The organism is Pseudomonas sp. SWRI68 (genome assembly GCF_014269165.1).
GTDB classification, from domain to species: Bacteria; Pseudomonadota; Gammaproteobacteria; order Pseudomonadales; family Pseudomonadaceae; genus Aquipseudomonas; species Aquipseudomonas capeferrum.
In genome coordinates, this window is record NZ_JABWRU010000030.1 from 23,395 (window position 1) to 45,463 (window position 22,069).

The following is a 22,069-nucleotide window of genomic DNA, read 5'->3' on the forward strand; positions in this document are numbered from 1 at the left end:
AGCTCGGTTTATAGTTATTGGTTAACACGTATCTATTGGTTAACAAGCCGGGCAAAAAAATTTGCCGTCGTGGGGCGAGGCCGCCCCACACAGGCCAGTTCAGTTCACTTGTTTCAATGCACGGCGGCGGCACTGCGCGGGGCATGCTCGGCAGGTGTTTCACCGGCCAGGCGCGCTGCCTCTTCCTCGATGCGGTAGGCCGAGACCTGGCCGTAGTCTTCGAACATCCACTTGAAGAAGCCGTATATCTTCACCAGCAGAATCACCATGAACGGGATCGCCGTCAGTACCACCGCGGTTTTCATGGTCGACAGCGATGCCTTGGCGAACAGCATGGCCAGTGGCACCAGGGTCAGCACCACGCACCAGAACAGGCGATGGGTCGGTGTCGGGTCATCGCCTTCGCGCAGGTTGCGGGTGCTGGTGGCCGCTACCGCATACGCGGCGGCGTCCATGTGCGAGGCGCAGAAGATCGCCATGATGAACAGGTACACACCCAGGAACACCTGGCCCCATGGCAAGGCCAGCAACAGGTGCGTCACGGCCGATTCGCCGCCTTGTTCACTGAGCATTTTCGGCACGTCGATGGCACCGGTGATGAACTGGTGCATGCTGTAGCTTTCCAGCGCGCCGAAGAAGAACCAGCAACCGAAGCTGCCGCCCATCAGCAGGGCCATGACCACTTCCTTGATCTGCCGGCCGCGCGACACGCGGGTCACGAACATCGCCACGCCCGGTGCGTACGACACCCACCAGAGCCAGTAGAACACCGTCCAGTTGCGGGTGAAGGCACCGTCGCCGGCCGGGTCGGTGAACAGGCTCATGTGCACGTAGTTCTGGATCATCAGGCCAATCGAGTTGGCCGTATTGTTGATGGTGAACTGCGTCGGGCCAACCAGCAGGATGACGGCGGCAAATACCAGCGCGCCGATGCACACCATCTTGCTCAGGCGCTGCAGGCCGCCATCGATACCGATGTAGGAGCTGAGCGAGAACATCACCGCGACGGCACCGATCACCAGCAATTGCACGGTGAAGGTGTCGGGGGTGCCGGTGAGGTCATGCAGGCCGCGGGTCAAGGTCGAGGCGGTAAGTGCCAGCGATACCGTCAGGGCGCCCATCATGGTCAGCAGGAAGATCAGGTCGACGCTGCGGCCAACGGGGCCGGTGGCCTTGAAACCGGTCACCGCTTCGATGATCGAGGCCAGGTTCAGGCCGCTCTTCTTGCGCACGTGGAAGTGATAAGCCATGGCCAGCGAGGCCAGGGCATAGATCGACCAGGCGCTGACGCCCCAGTGGAAGAACGAATAGCCAATGCTGTACTCGAGCGCCTTGGGGGTGGCTGCGGCGATGTTGAGGCCGGGAGTCTGGTAGTAGTAGGCCCATTCCATCACGCCCCAGTACAGGGTCGAGGAACCCATGCCGGCGCAGATGAACATGAACACCCAGGTCGCGGTGGCGTACTCGGGTTTGCCACTGCCCAGGCGGATATTGCCGTACTTGCTGAAGGCCAGGTACAGCACGGCCAGGGTGCTACCGAACACCAGCACCTGGACACTGGTGCCAAAGGTACGGGTGGACAGTTCGAACAGCTGGTTGGCCGCGTGTTCGGCTTCGGCGGGGAACATTGCAAGGCCCAGCACCGTGAGCAGCACGGCGATCAGGCTCATGGTAATCAGGAACACATCAATCTTTTTATTCTTGTGCGACATCATCGTCTCCTGGACGTTGGCGTACTTGTTATACCCGGCAGGCATCCGGGGTGTTGCAGTACCACTCCTTCCTTGGCTGTTAACTAAAGGTTAACGTACATCTAATGGTTAACAGATTTTGCATTTAATCCGCGCCGCTCGCAAGAGGGGGAGGGCCGATTGTCAGACACGTGTGCTAATCGGCCCGGCCGGGTCAGGCTTCGATCAAGGCCGTGATGGCCCGGCCGACGTCCTGGGTGGACTTCTGCCCGCCCATGTCGCGGGTGGTGTCACCGGCGGCAATGACCTGTTCGATGGCCGTGAGGATGTCATCGTGGGCCGCACGGTAGCGCGGGTCGGCGCCGTCGTTGCCGAGGAACTCGAGCATCAGCGCACCGGACCAGATCATCGCGATCGGGTTGGCGATGTTCTTGCCGAAGATGTCCGGTGCCGAGCCGTGTACCGGTTCGAACAGGGACGGGAACTTGCGCTCGGGGTTGAGGTTGGCCGACGGGGCGATGCCGATGGTGCCGGCGCAGGCCGGGCCGAGGTCGGACAGGATGTCGCCGAACAGGTTCGAGGCCACCACCACGTCGAAGCGGTCCGGTTGCAGGACGAAGCGGGCGCAGAGGATATCAATGTGCTGCTTGTCCCAGCTGATTTCCGGATAATTGGCAGCCATGGCCGCCGTGCGCTCGTCCCAGTACGGCATGCTCACGGCCATGCCGTTGGACTTGGTCGCCGAGGTAACGTGCTTGCGCTCGCGGGTTTGCGCGACATCGAATGCGTACTTGAGAATGCGGTCGACACCGCGGCGGGTGAACACCGATTCCTGCAGCACGAACTCGTTCTCGGTGCCTTCGAACATGCGCCCGCCCAGGGACGAGTATTCGCCTTCGGTGTTCTCGCGGATCACCACGAAGTCGATGTCACCGGGCTCGCGGCCTGCCAGCGGGCAGGGTACGCCCGGGAACAGGCGCACCGGGCGAATGTTCACGTACTGGTCGAAGTCACGGCGGAACTTGAGCAGCGAACCCCACAGGGAAATGTGGTCCGGTACCTTGTCTGGCCAGCCGACCGCGCCGAAGTAGAGGGCGTCGAAGCCCTTCAGCTGCTCGAACCAGTCGTCCGGCATCATCTTGCCGTGGGCCAGGTAGTAATCGCAACTGGCCCACTCGAAGAATTCGAAACTGATGTCCAGGCCATGCTTGCGGGCGGCAGCCTCGACCACGCGGATGCCTTCTGGCAGTACTTCGATGCCGATGCCATCGCCAGGGATTGCTGCAATTCTGAATGTCTTGCTCATGGGGGCGCACTCGTTGTCTAGGGAACAGGTGCGGGCCATGCTATAAGGCCTTGAATCGGAGATAATCTAGCCATTCATGGATTCTTGGAACACGAAGTGTGAATAATCTGCCTAGCCTCGACGACCTCAATATCTTCCTCCTGGTGGCCAAACGCGCCAGCTTTGCTGCGGTGGCTGACGAGTTGGGCATGTCGGCGGCGTACATCAGCAAACGCATTCGCCTGCTTGAGCAAAACCTCGAGGTGCGCTTGTTGCACCGCACCACCCGGCGGGTGACGGTCAGCGAGGAGGGCGAGCGGGTGTACCAGTGGGCGCTGCAGATTTTCGACGCGGTGCAGCGCATGGGGGATGACATCAGCGCCCAGCACCGCGAACCGGCGGGGCAACTGCGCATTGCCAGCAGTTTGGGCCTGGGTCGGCGGTTTGTGGCGCCGGCCTTGTCGGGGCTGGCCGAGCGCTACCCACGTCTGGATATTCGCCTGGATGTGCATGACCGTCTGGTGGACTTGATCGAAGAGGGGGTCGACCTGGACATCCGCGTGGGCAATACCATTGCGCCCAACCTGATCGCCAAGCGCCTGGCCAGGAACCGCCGGGTACTCTGTGCCGCGCCTGGCTACCTGGCGCGCCACGGCACGCCGAAAGTGCTGGCCGACCTGGGCAGCCATGACTGCCTGGTGATCAAGGAACGTGACCACCCGTTTGGTATCTGGCAGCTGGAGGGCCCTGATGGCGAAGAGAGCGTGCGGGTGACCGGGGGCTTGTCGAGCAACCACGGCGAGGTGGCCCACCAGTGGTGCCTGGATGGGCGCGGGATCTTGCTGCGGTCCTGGTGGGATGTGCACGACAGCTTGCTGGACGGGCGGCTGGTGCAGGTGTTGGCGGACTATCACCAGCCGGCGGATATCTGGGCCGTGTACACCTCGCCACTGGCAAGCTCGGCCAAGGTGCGGGTGGCGGTTGAGTTCTTCCGGCGGTATTTTGCCGAGCGGTATAGCTTGCCGGAGTAGGGGGTGGGGGTGGGGCATGCACCCGCCCCCCCCATCGCCCTTACCTGACAGGCACCCGGCTAACCGCCTTGATTTCCCGCAAGGCCAAGCTCGACTGAATCGAAGCAATGCCCGGTTGCCGGCGCAACACTTCCTCGACAAAGCGCCCATAGCTCTCCAGGTCGGTCGCCAGCACCGTCAGCACATAGTCAGCCTCACCCGTCACCTTGTGGCACGACAACACCTGCGGCAGCTTCAAGATCACCTGCTCGAAGTCATCAGGCGCTTCGGCCGAATGGTTGCCAAAGCGCACCAGGGCAAACGCCATGACGTCATACCCCAGTTTCTTGCGGTCCAGGTTGGCCTGGTAGTCCTTGATCAGCCCCAACTCCTCCAGGCGCTTGCGCCGGCGCCAGCAGGGCGTGACGGTCATCGACAAGCGCTCGCCCAGGGCGGCGCTGGACAAGGTGCCGTCCTCCTGCAGCAAGCGCAGCAGCTCGCGGTCTACCTCGTCCAGTTCTTCGTAAGCAAAAGCTTTGCTCATCTTGTGGCTACCGGCTGAATATTTTGCTCAAGCATCCGGTTTGCCTGAGCATAAAGCAAAGCATTTTCACTGCTCTCTCGCGAAAATTGGTTATCCGATAACACCTTGAAAAAGGACATTCGCGTGCTGACAGTCTTTAGCCACAATCATCGCTTGCACCATGGCTCCGAGCTCAAGGACGGGGCGATCACACCCTCATTCGAAAACCCCCAGCGTGCCGACACGGTGCTGGCTCGTGTCCAGGCCACGGGCCTGGGCGATGTCATCGCCGAGCAGGCCTTCGACCGTGCCTGCTACGTCGCGGCGCACAGCGAGCGCTACGTGAGCTTTCTGGAAAATGCCTGGGCAGAATGGACGGCCACCGGCAAGACCCATGATGCGCTACCGCTGGTATGGCCAGTGCGCGACCTGGCCATCGACCGAGAACCGGGCTTCATCGACGGCAAGCTGGGCTTCTACGCCATGGACGCCGGCGCGCCGATTACCGGCGGCACCTGGGAGGCCGTGCGCAGCAGCGCCAACGTGGCCCTGACCGGCATGCAACGGGTCATCGATGGCGCGCACAGCGCCTTCGCCTTGTGTCGCCCACCCGGGCACCATGCGGCCCGTGAGTACATGGGCGGCTACTGCTACCTCAACAATGCCGCCATCGCCGCCGAACGCTGCCTGAGCCAGGGCGCGCAGCGGGTGGCCGTGCTGGACGTGGACTTTCACCACGGCAACGGCACGCAGAACATTTTCTACGACCGCCCCGATGTGTTCTTCGCGTCGATCCACGGTGACCCGCACTTCTGCTACCCGTACTTCTCCGGCTATGCCCACGAACAGGGCTCGGGGGCGGGCGAGGGCTTCACTGCCAACTACCCGCTGAACAAGGGCACCGCCTGGGCGCAGTATCGGCAGGCCTTGCAGGAGGCGCTCAAGCGCGTTGTCGCGCACCAGCCCGACTTTCTCGTCGTATCCCTTGGCGTCGATACCTTCGAGGACGACCCGATCAGCCACTTCAAGCTCACCAGCGAAGACTTCCTGCGCCTGGGCGCCGAGATCGCCCGTGCGGGTATCCCGACGCTGTTCGTGATGGAGGGCGGCTACATGGTCGACGAAATCGGCATCAATGCCGTCAACACCCTGCAAGGTTTCGAAAGCGCCTGTTGATAGCACGTGCAAATAGCACCGGGGCAAGGCCTGTGCGGGCCTTGCCCCAGGCACCCATTCCAACAATAAAAAGAGGTCGCTCATGCAAGACATGTCCGCAAGCCTTGAGCAAAGCAAACCTGCAGATTCGCCCCGTGACGGGCACCTGAAACGCACGCTGGAAAACCGCCACATCCAGTTGATATCCATCGGTGGCGCCATCGGCACCGGCTTGTTCATGGGGTCGGGCAAGGTCATCGCGTTGTCCGGCACCTCCATCCTGCTGGTCTACGCGATCCTGGGGTTCTTTGTGTTCTTCGTCATGCGGGCGATGGGCGAACTGCTGTTATCCGACCTGCGTTTCAAATCTTTCGCCGACATCGTCGCCCATTACCTGGGGCCGCGTGCAGGCTTCGTGCTGAGCTGGTCGTACTGGTTGAGCTGGAGTGTGGCGGTGGTCGGTGACGTGGTGGTCGTGGCCGGGTTCTTCCAGTACTGGTATGCGGACGTGCCCGCCTGGATACCGGCGTTCCTCACCCTGTTCGTGCTGCTGGGCCTGAACATGCTGGCGGTGCGAATCTTCGGCGAAGTGGAGTTCTGGTTCGGGATCATCAAGATCGTCGCCATCGTCCTGCTGATCATCACTGCAGCCGTGATGATCGCCACTGCCTATGTATCACCCAATGGGGTGGTCGCCTCGCTTGCCAATGTGGTGGCCCCAGGCGCGGTGCTGCCCCATGGCATCAGCGGCTTTTTTGCAGGGTTCCAGATTGCCGTGTTTTCCTTCGCCGGCACCGAGCTGATCGGTACCACTGCGGCCGAGGCAAAGAACCCGCACCGCTCGCTGCCCAAGGCCATCAACACCATTCCCTTGCGCATCCTGCTGTTCTACATCCTGGCACTGGTGTGCATCATCAGCGTGGTTTCGTGGGCAGAAGTACCGGCCAACCGCAGCCCCTTCGTCGAGCTGTTCCTGCTGGCCGGCTTCCCGGCTGCCGCCGGCATGCTCAATTTCGTGGTGCTGACCTCGGCGGCGTCCTCAGCCAACAGCGGCGTCTATTCCGGGTGCCGGATGCTCTTCGGCCTCGCCGAGCGGCGTAACGCACCGGCCATCTTCGCCAGGCTTTCGGCACTCAGCGTGCCGGTGTACAGCTTGCTGTTCTCCGGGGTGTGCATGCTGACCGGGTTGGCCTTGCTGTTCATCATCCCCGAGGTGATGACGGTGTTCACGCTGATCTCGACCATCTCGGCGATCCTGGTGATCTTCACCTGGTCGATGATTCTTGCCGCGTACCTCGCCTACCGCAAGCGCAACCCGGCCGCGCACCAGGCGTCGACGTTCAAGCTGCCGGGTGGCGTGCCCATGGCCGTCACGTCGCTGGTTTTCCTCTGCTTCGTGCTGGTGTTGCTGGCCCTGGAGCCGGATACGCGGATGGCGCTGTGCGTGATGCCGTTGTGGTTCGTCTTCCTGCTGCTGGCCTATCGCCGGCGCACGGCTTAGCGCCCCTTGGCCAAGTAGGCGGCATACTCCTCATCCGGCACCATGCTGCCACCGGTGCCCCACACCAGGTGCGTAGCGTTGGCCATGCGTTGCGCCGTCAGCCCCCTGCGCGCCAGGTACTGCGGCGCTTGCAGCACCTGCAACATGCCGGGCATGCCGGCCAGCGCCGAGGGCTCCAGCCGTACCTGCTCCAGGTCATGGGCCAGTACCAACAGTTGGTACAGACGCTCGTCCGTTACCGTGTAGTAGCCATCCAGCAAGCGTTGCATGGCCTTGCCGACGAAACCGGAAGGGCGGCCCACCGCCAGGCCGTCGGCGGCGGTGACGTTGTCGATGCCGAAGTCCTGCACGCTGGTCTGGTCATGCAGGCCAGTGTAAACGCCAAGGAACATGCAGGGCGAATGGGTCGGCTCGGCAAAGAGGCAGTGCACATGGTCGCCAAACACCAGCTTCAAGCCAAACGCCACTCCGCCAGGCCCGCCGCCCACGCCGCAGGGCAGGTAGACGAACAGCGGGTGCTCGGCGTCGACCTTGATACCGGCGGCGTTGAATTGGCCCAGCAAGCGTTCGGCTGCCACGGCATAACCGAGGAACAGGTGCGGCGAGTTTTCGTCATCGACGAAGTAGCACGCAGGGTCTGCCGCGGCCTGCTGGCGGCCTTGCTCCACCGCAACACTGTAGTCGGACGGGTACTCGACCACGTTCACGCCGTTGGCGCGCAGCTTGTCCTTTTTCCACTGCCGCGCATCGGAAGACATGTGCACCGTGGCCTGGAAGCCCAGCCGGGCACTCATGATGCCGATCGACAGGCCCAGGTTGCCGGTGGAGCCGACGGCCACTTTGTACTGGCTGAAGAACTGCCGGGCTGGGTCGCTGGCCAGTACCCGGTAATCGCTGTCCAGGGTGATCAGGCCGGCCGCCAGCGCCAGGTCTTCAGCATGCTTGAGCACTTCGTGGATGCCGCCGCGGGCCTTGATCGAGCCAGAGATGGGTAGCTCGCTGTCGGCCTTGAGCCAGAGTGAGCCGCTGGGCGCAAGGCCGGCTGCTTGCTGCAAGGCGTGCTGCAGGGTTGGCAGCGGGCGAATCGGTGATTCGATGATGCCGCCAGAGGCGGCGGTGTCTGGGAACACCGTGGCCAGGTACGGAGCGAAGCGCAGCAGCCGGGCACTGGCTGCGTGCACGTCGGCGGCAGTCAGGCCGACGTCTTCCAAGGCCTCAGCGGTTGGCGCGATGCCAGGGTTGAACCAGCAGGTTTCGCGCAGTGCCACCAGGTCCTCGACCAAGGGGTGGGAGGCGTACCAGGCGTCTAGCGTTTTGCCGTGAATCATTCCATTGCTCCTGTGCTGTTGCTGTCGGGGAACTGCATATACCTCCCGGTATATGGACAGCCCGCTGCCTGCCGAATAGCTTAACCGTCGACGGGGCGCACCTTGCATGCGCGATAAAAACAATTACGCCCCCGTGTCTTTCAGTCCTGCCAACCCTATAACGCTTACAAGAATGAGGCGGCAAATGGAAAACATCGGCACCTATGTCATCTACGTCATCATGGTGTGCGCGGTACTGGGCGCCGTGGCATCCATCTACAACCCGGAGGGTGAACTGGGCCAGGAATTCATCGCCGGCCTGCACAGCATTGGCCCGATCTTCATCCCCGTGGCCGGCATCATGGCGGCAATCCCGTACATATCCGCAGGCATCAGCCAGCTCATCGCGCCGCTGTTCCTGGCGTTGGGCGCCGACCCAGGGATTGCCGGGCCGATCTTCATCGCCTCTGACATGGGCGGCTACCAGTTGGCCAAGGCCCTGGCGCAAAGCCCGGAAGGCTGGATCCTCGGCCTGATCACCGGCTTCCAGTCCGGTTCGACGATCATCTTCGTGATCCCGGTGGGGCTGGCCATGCTGCGCAAGGTCGACCACAAGTACATGGCCTTGGGGATCATGGCCGGCTTGTTGACCATTCCCGTCAGCATCATGGTAATCGCCATGACCATGCAACTGCTCGGCCTGGAGGTGCGGCCGGACATCGCCACCACCGGCGCGGCCACCCAGGCGCTGCATTTCACCTGGCCGATGCTGGTGCGCAACCTGATGCCGTTGATTCTGTTCTGTATCGTGCTGGCCGCCGCGCTGCGCTACTTCCCGACGCTGATGGTGTACGTGTTCCTCAAGCTCGGTCAGTTCATGTATATCGGTGTGGTGCTGGTGCTGGTGGCCTCCATCGTCCAGTACTTCACCGGCTTTTTCAGCGCTGTGTTCGGTAGCTGGGGCTTCGCCCCGATCATCGCTGATGCTGACGACCAGTTCCGCGCGCTGGAAATTGCCGGCTACGTTGGCCTGATGCTGTGTGGGGCGTTCCCCATGGTGCACCTGCTCAAGCGCTTTCTGGCACGGCCCATCGAGCGGGTCGCCTCGCGGTTCGGCATGTCCGGGGTCGGCGCCGCCGGGGTGCTGGCCGCCTCGGCCAACATTCTGGCCATGTTCAGGCTGGTGAGCGAGATGCCGCCCAAGGACAAGGTGCTGGTGATCGCCTTCTCGGTGTGCGCCGCCTTCACCTTCGGCGACCACATGGCCTTCTCCGCCAACTTCCAGCCCTCGCTGATTCTGCCGCTGATCATCGGCAAGCTCAGCGGTGGCCTGTTCGCCATGCTGCTCGCCAGTTGGCTGGCCGTACCCAAGGCTGTGGAGATGGGGCGCGAGGACGATGCCGCCAGTGCCTACAAGGTAGCCGCCGAACCGTCCTGACCGAAAAACGTCACCGACATGATCCGGAGCGCCCTGGGCGCCCCGGATTTTGTGCTTTTTGCGGTGCAGGGCGGTAAGTTGCCCAGGGGCTTGTGTGCACGACAGCGGGGTGAGTGATGACATTGGAAGAAGCGAACAGGCTGGCGGCGGTGATCGATGCGATCGGCACGGACGCTTTGGGGCCGGCCATCGATGCGCTCTTACGGGCAAAACTGGCATTCGAGATGAGCTGTGGTTATCTGTTCAAGTTCAACCAGCATGCGCTGCTGGTGCATAACGGCTACAACGATTCGGTGTCCGAGCGCACGCTGAACGCCTACGTGCGGGGCGGCTACCTGCTCGACCCGTTCTATGTCGCCTGTGTCAACGAGCACCCGGGCGGGCTCTGGCGCATGAGCGAGCTGGCGCCCGACAGTTTCTATGCTTCAGGCTTTTCCATCTCCAAGGACATCCACCCGTGCGTGTCGTCCGACTACGGCACCTCGGTGGAGGAGGTGGGGTTCATCATTGCGCTGCGGCCTCAGGTGGCCGTCGTCTACTCGCTGATGCGCAACCTCAGCAGTGGCAGCTTCAGCGAAGACGACATGCAGGTGCTGGCTGCCATGGCGCCCGTGCTGGCCTCGGTGCTGGGCCAGCATTGTCGGCTGCGCTACGCCGATTACCTGCGCGATGCGCCTGCCGAGGGCGGGGTGCTGGAAGATGCCTTTGTCGAGATTTTGCAGGGGCAGTTGACCGAGACCCAGCGCTACATCGCCAAGTTGCTGTTGCAGGGGCACAGCAATGCGTCGATTGCCAGGCAACTGAACATCTCGGATGGCACGGTGAAAGTGCACAAGCACAATATCTACCAGCGGCTGGAGATCTCCACCAACGCCGAACTGTTTCGCCTGTTCATCGATTACCTGGCCAAGGCCTGAACGCCTGAAACGCACAACGCCCGAGGGGCTGCCTCGGGCGTTGTGCCAAGCGTTGCGGCTTACTTGAACAGCGGGCTGAGGTGCTCGCTCAGGTAGATACCCTGGGGGTCGAGCTGGCGGCGCAGGTTGCGAAAATCCTGGGCACGGGGGTAGAGGGCACTGACGTCGTCACCGGTCAGGAAGTGCAGCTTGCCCCAGTGCGGCCGAGCGCCGTATGCGCGCAGGATCTGGTCGACCGCACGCAGGTAGTCCCAATAGTCGGTGCCCGGCTGGCCAGACACCGAAATGGTCACGCTGTCCTGCTCGAAGAACGGGCTCATCCAGGCGCCGTCGCCGGCGGTGAAGCGGTACTCGATGGGGTAGATCGCCTCGGGGAAGTCCTCGAGCATCAGCTTGCGCACCGCCCGCAAGGCTTCCTTGCTGTGCCGGAGGGGCACGGCATATTCCAGTTCATGGAAGTTGGGCAGGTACTCGATCGGGTACACGTCCGAGCTGTAGGCGACTTTCTCGAATTCGCTTTCCCAGGCCGGGCGGTCGGTGATGTCCATGACTTTCACCTCGCACACATCGGAGGTGCGCCCACTGGTGGAGGTTGCCGCCGTGTCCGGCAGGCAGTAGCAGTGCCGGCTCTGCTCGTAGGGGCACCAGAAGAAGCTGAAGTGGCGGTGCGTGCGCGCCAGTTCATCGTGCTTGTCCATCACGCTTTCGAAGTCTTCACGCCAGATGCGTTCGTGCAGGTTAAAGCTGTCGGTCACCTGCAAGGTCAGCTCTGACACGATCCCCAGCACGCCCAGCGATACTCGGCTCGCCTGCAGCAAGTCGGGCGTACTTTCATCCACCACGATGATCTCGCCGTTGGGTTGAACCAGCTTCAGGCCAACGATCGAAGAAGCCAGGTTGCCCAAGGTCAGGCCGGTGCCGTGGGTGCCCGTGGTCAGGGCGCCGGCGATCGACTGGCTGTCGATGTCGCCCTGGTTGACCATCGACAGGCCGGCCGCCCGCAGCGCCTTGCCGAAGGCGTTGATGGTGGTGCCGGCGGCTGCGGTAACGCGTTTTTGCTCAAGGTCGATGTGGCGCACACCGCTCATGTTGCCCAGCGACAGGTGCAGGCCGTTGGTCAGCGCCACCGGGGTAAACGAATGCCCGGAACCCGCCACGCGCACGTTCATGCCATTGGCGCTCGCCTGGCTGACCAGGGTGCACAGCTCGTCTTCGCTGGAGGGGGCGCCACGTGCCGCGCGGATACACGACTGGTTGCCCGCCCAGTTGCGCCAGTGCGCCTGGTCGAGCCCGAACTCGTTGATGTGCATGTTGTTCGATGAGGTGCTCACGTTGCTCTCCTGCCCATTATTATTGTGATCAGATGGCGGTGTAGCCGTTGTCGGCAAACAGGTGGGTGCCGTTGACGAAACTGGCATCGTCGCTGGCCAGGAACAAGGCCGCGGTGGCCACCTCCGAGGGTTGGCACAAGCGCCCCTGGGCGGCGGCGATCGCGTGTTCGCTGACATCCACCCCGTGCTTGCGCAGCATGGCGATTTCGCGCAGGCCGTGGTCGGTGGCGATGAAGCCTGGGCAGATCGCGTTGGCACGGATGCCGCGGTCGCGGAACTCCACGGCGATGGCCCTGGCGAACATGTGCGTGGCGCCTTTGCTGGTGCAATACAGCACCTCCATGGGCGTGCCCACCACCGCCGAAATCGACGACGTGCAGACGATGCTGCCACCGCCTGCCGAGAGCATGCCCGGCAATACCGCCTTGGTGACCAGGAACATGCTTTTCACGTTCACGGCCATGATCCGGTCCCACTCTTCTTCGCTGGTTTCCAGGAAGGGCACGGCGGCCAGGATGCCGGCGTGGTTGAGCAACACGGTGATTGGCCCGAACGCTTGTTCCACGGCCGCGACTGCGGCTTTGACCTGCTGCGCGTCGGACACATCGGCGGGTGCGAACAGCACGTGATGGCCGGCATCGCGCAATTGCCGAGCCACCTCGGCGCCTTTGCTGCCCGGCAAGTCGACGATACCGACCCGCGCCCCCTCTGCCGCGAACAGTTGCGATGCGGCCAACCCGCACCCTCCCGCGCCGCCTGTAATCAGCGCGACCTTGCCATTGAGACGTCCCGTCATGTTCGACTCCGCGCTGCGCCGGAAGCCGGCGCAGCAATGGTTTTCTATTGAGTGTTTGTGATGCCTCGGCACTGTGCGATCGCGTGTCGGAGCATGAAACACTTCAACGGGAACATCCATATACCGAAGGGTATACGGGGCAGGTCAGGGGGTCTGTTGGGCAATCAACGCCAGGCAGCGCTGCACGATCGGGCTCACATCGCCCTTGCGACGGCTGAGAATGATCGGGCTGACGGCACTGCTGTCGAGCAAGCCGACATACGCGATGTCGGTGCGGTGCTGCTGTTGCACAGAAGCCGGCACCAGGGTAACGCCGAGCCCGACCGCGACCAGGCCGATGGCGGTCTGCAGTTCGTTGGCCCATTGGCTGATCTTCAGGGTCATGCCGTGATGGGCGAACAGTGCCAGCACATGGTCGGCGTAGCTGGGCCGGGGGTTGGCCGGGTAGAGGATGAAGGGCTCCTTGGCCAGTTGGGCGAGGGTCAGTGGGTTGCCCGTCAGCGGGTGACCCTTGGGCAACACCGCGACCAGTGGGTCTTCGCACAGCACCTGCTGGAGGATGGCCGGGTCATCGATACGAATACGGCCGAAGCCGATATCGATGCGGCCACTCTTGAGCGCCTCGACCTGCTGCAGCGTGGTCATCTCGCTCAAGCCCAGCTCCAGCTCGCTGTCCTGGCGCAACTCGCGGATCAGCTCTGGCAGCACGGTGTACAAGGTCGAGGGGGCAAAGCCGATGCCCAGCCACTGGCGTTGCCCCTGGCCGATGCGGCGGGTGTTGTCGCTGATGTTCTCCAACTGCTGCAGCACGGTGCAGGTCTGCTCGTAGAAAAACCGCCCAGCCTCGGTCAGGCGCAGCGGGCGCTCACGCACCACCAGCAACGTGCCGAGCTGGTCTTCGAGCTGGCTGATCTGTCGGCTCAGCGGCGGCTGGGCGATATGCAGCAGCTCGGCGGCGCGGGTGAAGTTCAGTGTTTCGGCCAGCACCTTGAAATAGCGAAGGTGGCGCAGCTCCATCAGACCTCCAGGGTATGGTGGGAGATTCATTTGATATTGGACGGCCGGCAGGTTGTCGCGCAATGCTTGATTAATCAAGTAAATGCAGTGTCGGGCCCGCAGTGTGCGGCCCGACCAGACGGGACCTGCCGACCATGACCAACGCCCTGATCGAACGTGTAGACGCCATTATCGTCGACCTGCCGACCATCCGCCCACACAAGCTGGCAATGCACACCATGCAGCAGCAGACCCTGGTGGTCTTGCGCCTGCGCTGCAGCGACGGCGTCGAAGGTATCGGCGAGGCCACCACCATCGGTGGCCTGGCCTATGGCTACGAGAGCCCCGAGGGTATCAAGGCCAACATCGACGCGCACCTGGCGCCGGCCCTGATCGGCCTGCCGGCAGACAACATCAATGCCGCCATGCTCAAGCTGGACAAGCTGGCCAAGGGCAACACCTTTGCCAAGTCGGGTATCGAAAGTGCCTTGCTCGATGCCCAGGGCAAGCGCCTGGGCCTGCCGGTCAGCGAACTGCTGGGCGGCCGCGTGCGTGACAGCCTGGAAGTGGCCTGGACCTTGGCCAGTGGCGACACCGCCCGCGATATCGCCGAAGCCCAGCACATGCTGGAAATCCGCCGCCACCGCGTGTTCAAGCTGAAGATCGGCGCCAACCCGGTGGACCAGGACCTCAAGCACGTGGTGGCGATCAAGCGCGAGCTGGGCGACAGCGCCAGCGTGCGGGTCGACGTCAATCAGTACTGGGACGAGTCCCAGGCCCTGCGCGCCTGCCAGGTGCTGGGCGACAACGGCATCGACCTGATCGAACAGCCGATCTCGCGGATCAACCGTGGCGGCCAGGTGCGCCTGAATCAGCGCAGCCCGGCGCCAATCATGGCTGACGAATCGATCGAAAGCGTCGAGGACGCCTTCAGCCTGGCCGCCGACGGCGCGGCCAGCATCTTCGCCCTGAAAATTGCCAAGAACGGCGGCCCCCGTGCGGTGCTGCGCACTGCGCAGATCGCCGAAGCAGCCGGTATCGCCCTGTACGGCGGGACCATGCTCGAAGGCTCGATCGGCACCCTGGCTTCGGCCCACGCGTTCCTCACCTTGCGCCAATTGACCTGGGGCACCGAGCTGTTCGGGCCGCTGCTGCTGACCGAAGAAATCGTCAACGAGCCACCGCACTACCACGACTTCCAGCTGCACATTCCACACACACCGGGCCTTGGCCTGACCCTGGACGAGCAGCGCCTGGCGCGCTTCGCCCGCCGCTGATCTTGAAACTGAACGCCTAAGGAGAACCCGCATGCTGTTCCACGTGAAGATGACCGTGAAACTGCCGGTCGACATGGACCCGGCCAAGGCCGCCCAGCTCAAGGCCGACGAAAAGGAACTGGCCCAGCGCCTGCAACGCGATGGCACCTGGCGCCACCTGTGGCGCATCGCCGGGCACTACGCCAACTACAGCGTGTTCGACGTCCCCAGCGTCGAGGCCCTGCACGATACCCTGATGCAACTGCCGCTGTTCCCCTACATGGAGATTGAAGTGGACGGCTTGTGCCGGCACCCTTCGTCGATCCACAGCGACGACCGTTGAGTCGTCGCTGACTACCTGACAAGAACAATACGAGGTAAGCAAAATGACCGTGAAGATTTCCCACACTGCCGAGATCCAGTCGTTCTTCGAGAGGGCCGCAGGCCTTGGGCACGCCGAGGGTAACCCGCGCTTCAAGCAGATCATCCTGCGCGTGCTGCAGGACACTGCCCGCCTGATCGAAGACCTGGAAGTGAGCGAGGATGAGTTCTGGCATGCCGTGGACTACCTCAACCGCCTGGGCGGTCGCAATGAGGCAGGGCTGTTGGCGGCGGGCCTGGGTATCGAGCACTTCATCGACCTGCTGCAGGATGCCAAGGATGCCGAAGCCGGCCTCACCGGCGGCACCCCGCGTACCATCGAAGGCCCGCTGTATGTTGCCGGTGCGCCTGTCAGCCAAGGCGAAGCGCGCATGGACGACGGCACCGACCCGGGCGTGGTGATGTTCCTGCAGGGCCAGGTATTCGACACCGAGGGCAAGCCGTTGGCGGGCGCTACCGTCGACCTGTGGCACGCCAATACCCAGGGCACCTACTCGTACTTCGATTCGAGCCAGTCCGAGTACAACCTGCGCCGGCGCATCATCACCGATGCTGAAGGCCGCTACCGCGCCCGCTCGATCGTGCCGTCCGGCTATGGCTGCGACCCACAAGGGCCGACCCAGGAATGCCTGAACCTGCTCGGCCGCCATGGCCAGCGCCCGGCGCACGTGCATTTCTTCATCTCGGCACCGGGGCATCGCCACCTGACCACGCAGATCAACTTTGCGGGTGATCAGTACCTGTGGGATGACTTTGCCTATGCCACCCGCGACGGGCTGATCGGTGACCTGCGCTTTGTCGAGGATGCAGCGACGGCGCGTGACCGAGGCGTGCAAGGGGACCGCTTTGCCGAGCTGGCGTTCGACTTCCAGTTGCAGCCTGCCAAGGCGCCTGAGGCGGAAATCCGCAGCCATCGGCCGCGTGCCTTGCAAGACGGCTGAGATCAGGGGTTGCGTGCGCTTGTGAGATGACCGCAAGCGCGTTTCTACAGGATTTATCGTTTGTGCCTGGGCCTTTCCGTGCGGGGAGGGTCCGGGCTTTTTTGTGGGTACACGGCGGTGGCGCGCAAATGCCACAGGCCTCACTGGCCTGAAACAAATGTGGGAGCGGCGGTGCGGCGATCCGACTTGCCCCGCGAAGCGCCGCGCGGGCGGCGCTCGATCTGATAGGCGCTGAAAATGCCAAGCCAGGCACCCGGTGCCCCCAACCCCTCAGCCCCCGACCGGATGCTCGCGTTGCATGCTGTGCCGGAAGCACTTGCAGCCTTTGGCCAGCAGCACGATGGCCAGCAACGACGCGGCGAAGCTGACGATCGACATCGACGAACCGACGGCTGCCGGCACACCGAAGTAGCGGTCGGTGATCAGCGCCACCAACGTGGTCCCCAACCCCAGGCCCAGCAGGTTGCTGATCAACAGGAACACCGCCGATACCTGCGCACGTACCTGGTTCGGCGAGAGGATCTGCATGGCTGCAGTGGACGCCGGCATAGGGAACGAAGCGAAGAACATGGCCGGCACCAGCAAGGTCACCGACAGCCACAGCTGGTCCACCTGCGAATACAGCACGGCCGGTACGATCATGCCCAACGCGCCAATCACCCCGGTGCGCATGGCCGCATCGCTGCGCCCACGCTTGGCCAGGTGGTCGGTCAGCCAACCGCCGAATACCACCCCCGTGGTGTTGGCCACCAGCAAGATGGTGCCGAGCATGAAACCGGCCTGCTCAGGGCTCATGCCGAACTTGCGGATGTACAGCGCGGGTGTCCAGCTCATCATGCAGAACAGTGCCATGGCGTAGAACGAGAAGCCCAGGTAGTGGCAGCTGAAGGTCGCCCGGTGACGGCCGATGAAGCGCAGGCCATCGGTGAGTTTCACTTTGCGTACGTTACCGTCTGCATCCAGCTGCGCGCCCTTGCGCTCCGGGTTGCGCACCGTCAGCCAGATCAACAGGCCAACGATCACACCGGGCAAGCCGACAATGAAAAACGCCAGTTGCCAGGCCTTCATGGCGCCCAGGAACGCCACCTCGATGGTTTGTGCGTCCTTGAGCAAGGTTATCACGTAGCCGCCGACCAGAAAGGCAATGCCACCACCGACGAACGAGCCGATGGAGTAGATGCCCACTGCGCGGCCGAGCTTCTCCTTGGGGAACAGGTCGCTGAACATCGAGTAGGCCGAAGGCGACAGCGCCGCTTCGCCGACCCCCACGCCGATACGAGCGAGGAACATCTGCGTGAAGTTCTTGCTCAGGCCGCAGGCGGCCGTGGCGAAGCTCCAGAAAATCACCCCGACCGCGATGATGCGTGGCCGCGAGAAGCGGTCGGCCAAGTAGGCGATGGGCATGCCCATGAAGGCGTAGAACAGCGAGAACGCCAGGCCGTGCAGCAGGCTGAACTGGGTATCGCTCAGTTGCAGGTCGGCCTTGATCGGTTCGATCATCAAGGCCAGGATCTGCCGGTCAACGAACGAGAAAATGTAGGCCACCATGCACAGCAGGACCACATACCATTCGTAGACGTAGCGTTTTTTGCTTGGCTTGAGGTGTTGCGCTTGGGTGAGGGTGTTCATGCACGCGAGCTCCTGATTTGGACAGCCCTGATGTGGAAAGCCTGATGGCCTCATCGCAGGAGCAGGCTGCTCCTGCCAAGGGGGCTACCGTCAGTTATTTTCTGCAGCGGTCTGTGGCTTGATGGAAATCACCGCCAGGGTGGTAATCGCGCCCATCACCATGAGCATCACCGACACCGGCCAGGCGTCCTTGTACACACTGAACAGTGCGGTCGCCGCCAGTGGCGCCAGGCCACCCGAGAAGATCGAGGCAATCTCGTGCCCCATGGCCAGCCCCGAATAACGCACCTTGGCCGGGAACAGCTCACCCATCAGCGCGGGCTGGGTGCCGATCATGGCGCCGTGACAGAAGGCCATGCCCAGCAACGCCGCCAGGTACACCCACACGGGTGAGTGGGTATCGAGCATCCAGAAGAACGGGAACGCCAGCACCATCAAGCCGACCGAGCCGATGGCATACACCACCCGCCGGCCAATGATGTCCGACAGCCAGCCCCAGAACACGATGGTGCCGGCCTCGACGATCATCGCCACCATCACGCTGGCCAGCACCAGCTGGGTATCCAGCCCGGTGAACTTGGCATAGGCGATGGTGAAGGCCAGGAACAGGTAGGCACTGCCGTTCTCGGCGATGCGGATACCCATGGCCTGCAGCACCGCCTTGGGGTGCTTGCGCAGCACTTCCATAGCCGGCATGTGCTCGGGTTTGTCCTGCTGGGCCTGCTCTTCGACGAAGGCCTTGCTCTCTGGCAGGCTGCGGCGGATGTACACGCCCACGCCAAAGATCAGGATGCTGGCCAAGAAGGGCACCCGCCAGCCCCAGCTCATCATGTCGTCGACCGGCAGCATCTGCACCAGGTAGAACGCTGCGGCAGACATCACGAACCCGCCGGAAACACCCAACTGGCTCCAGGCCGCATAGAACCCGACCCGGTCCTTGGGTGCATTCTCGCTCAGCAGCAGCACGCCGCCGCCCCATTCGCCGCCCGAGGCGACGCCTTGCAGCACGCGCAGGATGACCAGGCAGGCGGGGGCCAGGTAGCCGGCCTGCTCGAAGGTGGGCAGCAACCCCATGGCAAAGGTTGCCGCACCCATGATCGCCAGGGTCATCACCAGGGCCTTCTTGCGCCCGGCCTTGTCACCGATGTGGCCGAAGATCAGGCCACCCAGCGGGCGTGCCAGAAAGCCCACGGCGAAGCCCGCGAACGAGGCCATGGTGCCGAGCACCGGGTCGGTGCCGGCGGGGAAGAACAGCGGGGCGAAAATCAGCGCCGCCGCCGTGCCATAGAGGAAGAAGTCATACCATTCCAGGGCGTTGCCCAGGACCGAGGCAATGACGATGCGGCGCATGGTGCGCGGGTCGGTATCACGGGTGATGTTGGTGTTCAGGTTACTCATGAGCCATCTCCATGCGGGCCGGTCACCAGAACTTCCAGGTGTAGGAAGTGATCAGGCGATACTCGTTGTAGTCGTTGCCGTACTGTTGCTGGGTACGCATGTTCTTGAGGTCGAAGGCCAGGTCCTTGAGCGGGCCGCTCTGGACCACATAACTGAGCATGATGTCGCGCTCGCTTTCCTGGTCCCGTGCAAGGCCCGGGCCGCGGTCGATGTCGGTGCCTTTGATGTAGCGGGTGAACAGCTTCAGCCCGGGCAGGCCGATGGCGGCGAAGTTGTAGCCGTAGCGCACCGACCAGCTGCGTTCGTCCGGGCGAATGAACGGCAGGCCTGCCCAGTTCGGCAACCACAGCTGCGGCACGTAGCCGTTGAGCGTCGGGAACACGGTGTCGCCGGTCATGCGCTGGTAGCTGAGACCCAGCATGTGCCCGCTTTTTTCCAGGGTGACCAGGCCGAAGTAGGCGCGGTTATCCACGGCGCCGCTGCGCGCGGCGCCGTCTTCGCGGTTGTTGAAATAGCCGACGTCGGTTTTCAACTGGTAACCATCGGCAAACTTCAGGGCGTGCTTGATGCCACCGTAGTCCTGCTTGTAGATGTCGTTGAGCACGCCATGGAAGTAGCTGGCTTGCAGGTCCGGGGTCAGCGCATAGGTGGCGCCGGCGAAGTCCAGGCCATCACTGTCCTGGTCGTCGCGGGTGCCGTAGCGGTACAGGCGCTCGTGGTTGGACGACTCGCGGGTGACGATCGACCAGAAGCGCCCGCCGACCAGGGTCAGGTTGTCGATGTCGCGTGATTCGATTACCGCGCCCTGGTAAAGGGTGTCGAGCTGGCGGCTGGGGTCGTTGGAGGCGACTGGGTAGAAGGGTTTCTGGTCACCGATCAGCACCTTGGTCTTGGCGTACTTGAGCTTCAGCGTCGCACCTCCGCGGCTGTAGTCGTCGGCGGCTTGCTGGCGATGGCGGCTGTAGGGTAGCGAGCCATCATTGCCGGTGGCGTCCAGGCGTAAGGCGTACTGGCCATTGAGGTCGAGGCCGACTGCCAATGGGGTATCGGTGTAGCCAGATTCGAACTGCAGGTCGAAGCCCTGCGACCAGTTGCCGACCTTGGACACCGGTGCACTGGGGTTGGTGAAGTTACGGTTCAGGTAGAGGTTTCTGAAATTGAGCGAGAGGTGGCTGTCATCCACCACGTCGGCCAAGCAGGTCAGGGGTAATACAGCGCCCACACACAGGCAAAACGGTTTCGCACGCAACGGCCATTTGAGTTCCATGGGGTAATCCTGGAAGTGTGATCAGTACAAGTCCTGGGCAGTTGTTCAACTGGGCAGAAGGGGCTGCAGGTCTTGCGCCCGCTTGTCTGTCACGCATTTGTTTTTGTTTTTTTAGATATCCAGCACCAGGCGCTTGCCGCGCGCCCGGGAACAACACAACACGATCTGTTCGTTGGCGTGTTTCTCCTCGTCGGTCAGGTAGTGGTCACGGTGGTCGGGTTGGCCTTCGAGCACGTCGCACAGGCAGGTGCCACACACGCCTTGCTCGCACGACACCTCGACCTTGATGCCGACGCTGCGCAGCGCTGCGGTCAGGGTCTGGCCCTGCTGCACCTGCACGGTCTTGCCGCTGCGCGCGGCCACCACCTCGAAGCTGCCGCCCGAGGTGTCGACCTCGGCCTGGAAGTACTCGTGGTGGATATGCGCGTCGTCGTAGCCTTGCTGGCGTGCGCCCTCGATCACCCAGTCCATGAAGCTCGCCGGGCCACAGGTATAGAGGTGCACACCTGGCGTAGCCGGGCCGAGTACCTGGGCCAGGTCCAGTTGCTGCTCAGGGCCTTCGTCGCTGAAGTGGGTGAACACGCTGGCGGCAAACGGTGCGGCGAGCAGTTCGTCGACGAACGCGCAGCGGCTGCGCGAGCTGCCGCGGTAGTGCAGTTCGAACGGCTGCCCTTGGGCATGCAGGGCATGCGCCATGGCGATCATCGGGGTGATACCGATGCCGCCGCCCAGCAACAGCGAGCGCGTGGCGTCGCCGGCCAGCGGGAACAGGTTGCGCGGCGCACTGATGCGCATCGGCGTGCCGGGCAGCAGGTGCTCGTGCGCCGCCACCGAGCCGCCGCGGGACTGGCTGTCCTTGAGCACGCCAATGCGGTAGACATTGGTGTGCGCGGGGTCGCCGCACAGCGAGTACTGCCTGACCAGGCCGGGTGCCAGGTGCAGGTCGACGTGGGCGCCCGCCGCAAAACGCGGCAAGGTCTGGCCGTCGACTGCGGCCAGCTCCAGCACCAGCACGTCGCCGCCTTGCACCTCGCGGGCTTGCACGATCACTTCGAGCAGTGGGTCGATCATGCCGGTGGCCCTAGAGGATGTAGCCGATACCGGCAAGGGTATCGTCGCTGTTGATCAGGCTGATGACCTTGCGGTGGATCTTGAAACCGCCCGCCGCCCGCACCAGGGTGTAGGTCAGGTCGGCGCTGTAGTGCTTGAGGCTTTCCTTGCGGAACTCCCGCACGTTCTGCGCGCAG

At 63.2% G+C, this 22,069-nt stretch carries 19 protein-coding genes; 8 read left to right on the forward strand and 11 right to left on the reverse strand.

Annotation, left to right across the window (positions count from 1 at the left end; genetic code table 11):
• Positions 1-113: 113 nt before the first annotated feature.
• Both HU770_RS25390 and HU770_RS25395 read right to left on the reverse strand, forming a co-directional pair.
• Positions 114-1,712, reverse strand: coding sequence for a BCCT family transporter (locus tag HU770_RS25390; protein WP_050506109.1), 1,599 nt, complete (start codon positions 1,710-1,712; stop codon positions 114-116).
• 193 nt (positions 1,713-1,905) lie between these two features.
• A complete protein-coding gene (locus HU770_RS25395; RefSeq protein WP_186659937.1) occupies positions 1,906-2,997 on the reverse strand; it encodes a tartrate dehydrogenase in 1,092 nt (363 codons plus the stop codon).
• A gap of 98 nt (positions 2,998-3,095) precedes the next feature.
• Here HU770_RS25395 and HU770_RS25400 point away from each other — a divergent pair, with 98 nt between their 5' ends.
• The gene (locus HU770_RS25400) at positions 3,096-4,007 is read left to right on the forward strand and encodes a LysR substrate-binding domain-containing protein (protein ID WP_186666199.1); all 912 of its coding nucleotides are present in this window, start codon (positions 3,096-3,098) and stop codon (positions 4,005-4,007) included.
• 40 nt (positions 4,008-4,047) lie between these two features.
• Here HU770_RS25400 and HU770_RS25405 read toward each other — a convergent pair whose 3' ends face one another.
• A complete protein-coding gene (locus tag HU770_RS25405; protein WP_186666201.1) occupies positions 4,048-4,530 on the reverse strand; it encodes an Lrp/AsnC family transcriptional regulator in 483 nt (160 codons plus the stop codon).
• 123 nt (positions 4,531-4,653) lie between these two features.
• On the opposite strand from HU770_RS25405, the gene HU770_RS25410 reads away from it, so the two are divergent.
• Together HU770_RS25410 and HU770_RS25415 are read left to right on the forward strand one after the other, a co-directional pair.
• Positions 4,654-5,685 (forward strand): histone deacetylase family protein, encoded by a 1,032-nt coding sequence (locus HU770_RS25410; protein WP_033698756.1) that lies wholly within the window; start codon positions 4,654-4,656, stop codon positions 5,683-5,685.
• An 82-nt stretch (positions 5,686-5,767) separates the two neighbouring features.
• A complete protein-coding gene (locus HU770_RS25415; protein WP_186666203.1) occupies positions 5,768-7,165 on the forward strand; it encodes an amino acid permease in 1,398 nt (465 codons plus the stop codon).
• Here HU770_RS25415 and HU770_RS25420 read toward each other — a convergent pair.
• Complete coding sequence (locus tag HU770_RS25420; RefSeq protein ID WP_186666205.1) at positions 7,162-8,493, reverse strand: D-serine ammonia-lyase; 1,332 nt, start codon at positions 8,491-8,493, stop codon at positions 7,162-7,164. The two genes, HU770_RS25415 and HU770_RS25420, sit on opposite strands and share 4 nt — an antisense overlap.
• Positions 8,494-8,677: 184 nt before the next feature.
• On the opposite strand from HU770_RS25420, the gene eutH reads away from it, so the two are divergent.
• Positions 8,678-9,910: an ethanolamine utilization protein EutH gene (eutH, locus tag HU770_RS25425; RefSeq protein WP_186659945.1), complete on the forward strand. Its 1,233-nt coding sequence runs from the start codon at positions 8,678-8,680 to the stop codon at positions 9,908-9,910.
• 116 nt (positions 9,911-10,026) lie between these two features.
• On the forward strand, positions 10,027-10,827 hold the full coding sequence (locus HU770_RS25430) for a helix-turn-helix transcriptional regulator (protein ID WP_095063582.1): 801 nt from the start codon (positions 10,027-10,029) through the stop codon (positions 10,825-10,827).
• Between the two features lie 59 nt (positions 10,828-10,886).
• Here the strand turns inward: HU770_RS25430 and HU770_RS25435 are convergent, their stop codons facing one another.
• The 3 genes from HU770_RS25435 to HU770_RS25445 form a co-directional block, all read right to left on the reverse strand.
• Complete coding sequence (locus tag HU770_RS25435; RefSeq protein ID WP_186666207.1) at positions 10,887-12,158, reverse strand: D-arabinono-1,4-lactone oxidase; 1,272 nt, start codon at positions 12,156-12,158, stop codon at positions 10,887-10,889.
• 28 nt (positions 12,159-12,186) lie between these two features.
• The gene (locus tag HU770_RS25440) at positions 12,187-12,954 is read right to left on the reverse strand and encodes an SDR family NAD(P)-dependent oxidoreductase (RefSeq protein ID WP_186659949.1); all 768 of its coding nucleotides are present in this window, start codon (positions 12,952-12,954) and stop codon (positions 12,187-12,189) included.
• A 144-nt stretch (positions 12,955-13,098) separates the two neighbouring features.
• Positions 13,099-13,971 carry a LysR family transcriptional regulator gene (locus HU770_RS25445; RefSeq protein WP_186659950.1) on the reverse strand — a complete coding sequence of 291 codons (873 nt, stop codon included), beginning with the start codon at positions 13,969-13,971 and terminating at the stop codon, positions 13,099-13,101.
• A 134-nt stretch (positions 13,972-14,105) separates the two neighbouring features.
• Between HU770_RS25445 and HU770_RS25450 the strand changes: the two genes are divergently transcribed.
• From HU770_RS25450 to catA, 3 genes are read left to right on the forward strand one after another with little or no spacing between them, the layout of a single operon-like run.
• A complete protein-coding gene (locus tag HU770_RS25450) occupies positions 14,106-15,227 on the forward strand; it encodes a muconate cycloisomerase family protein (RefSeq protein WP_186659952.1) in 1,122 nt (373 codons plus the stop codon).
• A gap of 31 nt (positions 15,228-15,258) precedes the next feature.
• Positions 15,259-15,549, forward strand: coding sequence for a muconolactone Delta-isomerase (gene catC / locus HU770_RS25455; protein WP_033698745.1), 291 nt, complete (start codon positions 15,259-15,261; stop codon positions 15,547-15,549).
• Between the two features lie 43 nt (positions 15,550-15,592).
• Entirely contained in the window at positions 15,593-16,528 is a 936-nt protein-coding gene (catA, locus tag HU770_RS25460) for a catechol 1,2-dioxygenase (protein ID WP_033698744.1), read from the forward strand.
• 270 nt (positions 16,529-16,798) lie between these two features.
• On the opposite strand, the gene HU770_RS25465 is transcribed toward catA, so the two are convergent.
• From HU770_RS25465 to HU770_RS25480, 4 genes are all read right to left on the reverse strand, one after another.
• Positions 16,799-18,157, reverse strand: coding sequence for an MFS transporter (locus HU770_RS25465; protein ID WP_186666209.1), 1,359 nt, complete (start codon positions 18,155-18,157; stop codon positions 16,799-16,801).
• Between the two features lie 90 nt (positions 18,158-18,247).
• Positions 18,248-19,555: an MFS transporter gene (locus tag HU770_RS25470; RefSeq protein WP_238347559.1), complete on the reverse strand. Its 1,308-nt coding sequence runs from the start codon at positions 19,553-19,555 to the stop codon at positions 18,248-18,250.
• Between the two features lie 22 nt (positions 19,556-19,577).
• On the reverse strand, positions 19,578-20,822 hold the full coding sequence (locus HU770_RS25475) for an OprD family outer membrane porin (RefSeq protein WP_033698740.1): 1,245 nt from the start codon (positions 20,820-20,822) through the stop codon (positions 19,578-19,580).
• A gap of 111 nt (positions 20,823-20,933) precedes the next feature.
• Entirely contained in the window at positions 20,934-21,893 is a 960-nt protein-coding gene (locus HU770_RS25480) for a PDR/VanB family oxidoreductase (RefSeq protein ID WP_186666211.1), read from the reverse strand.
• Positions 21,894-22,069 lie beyond the last annotated feature (176 nt).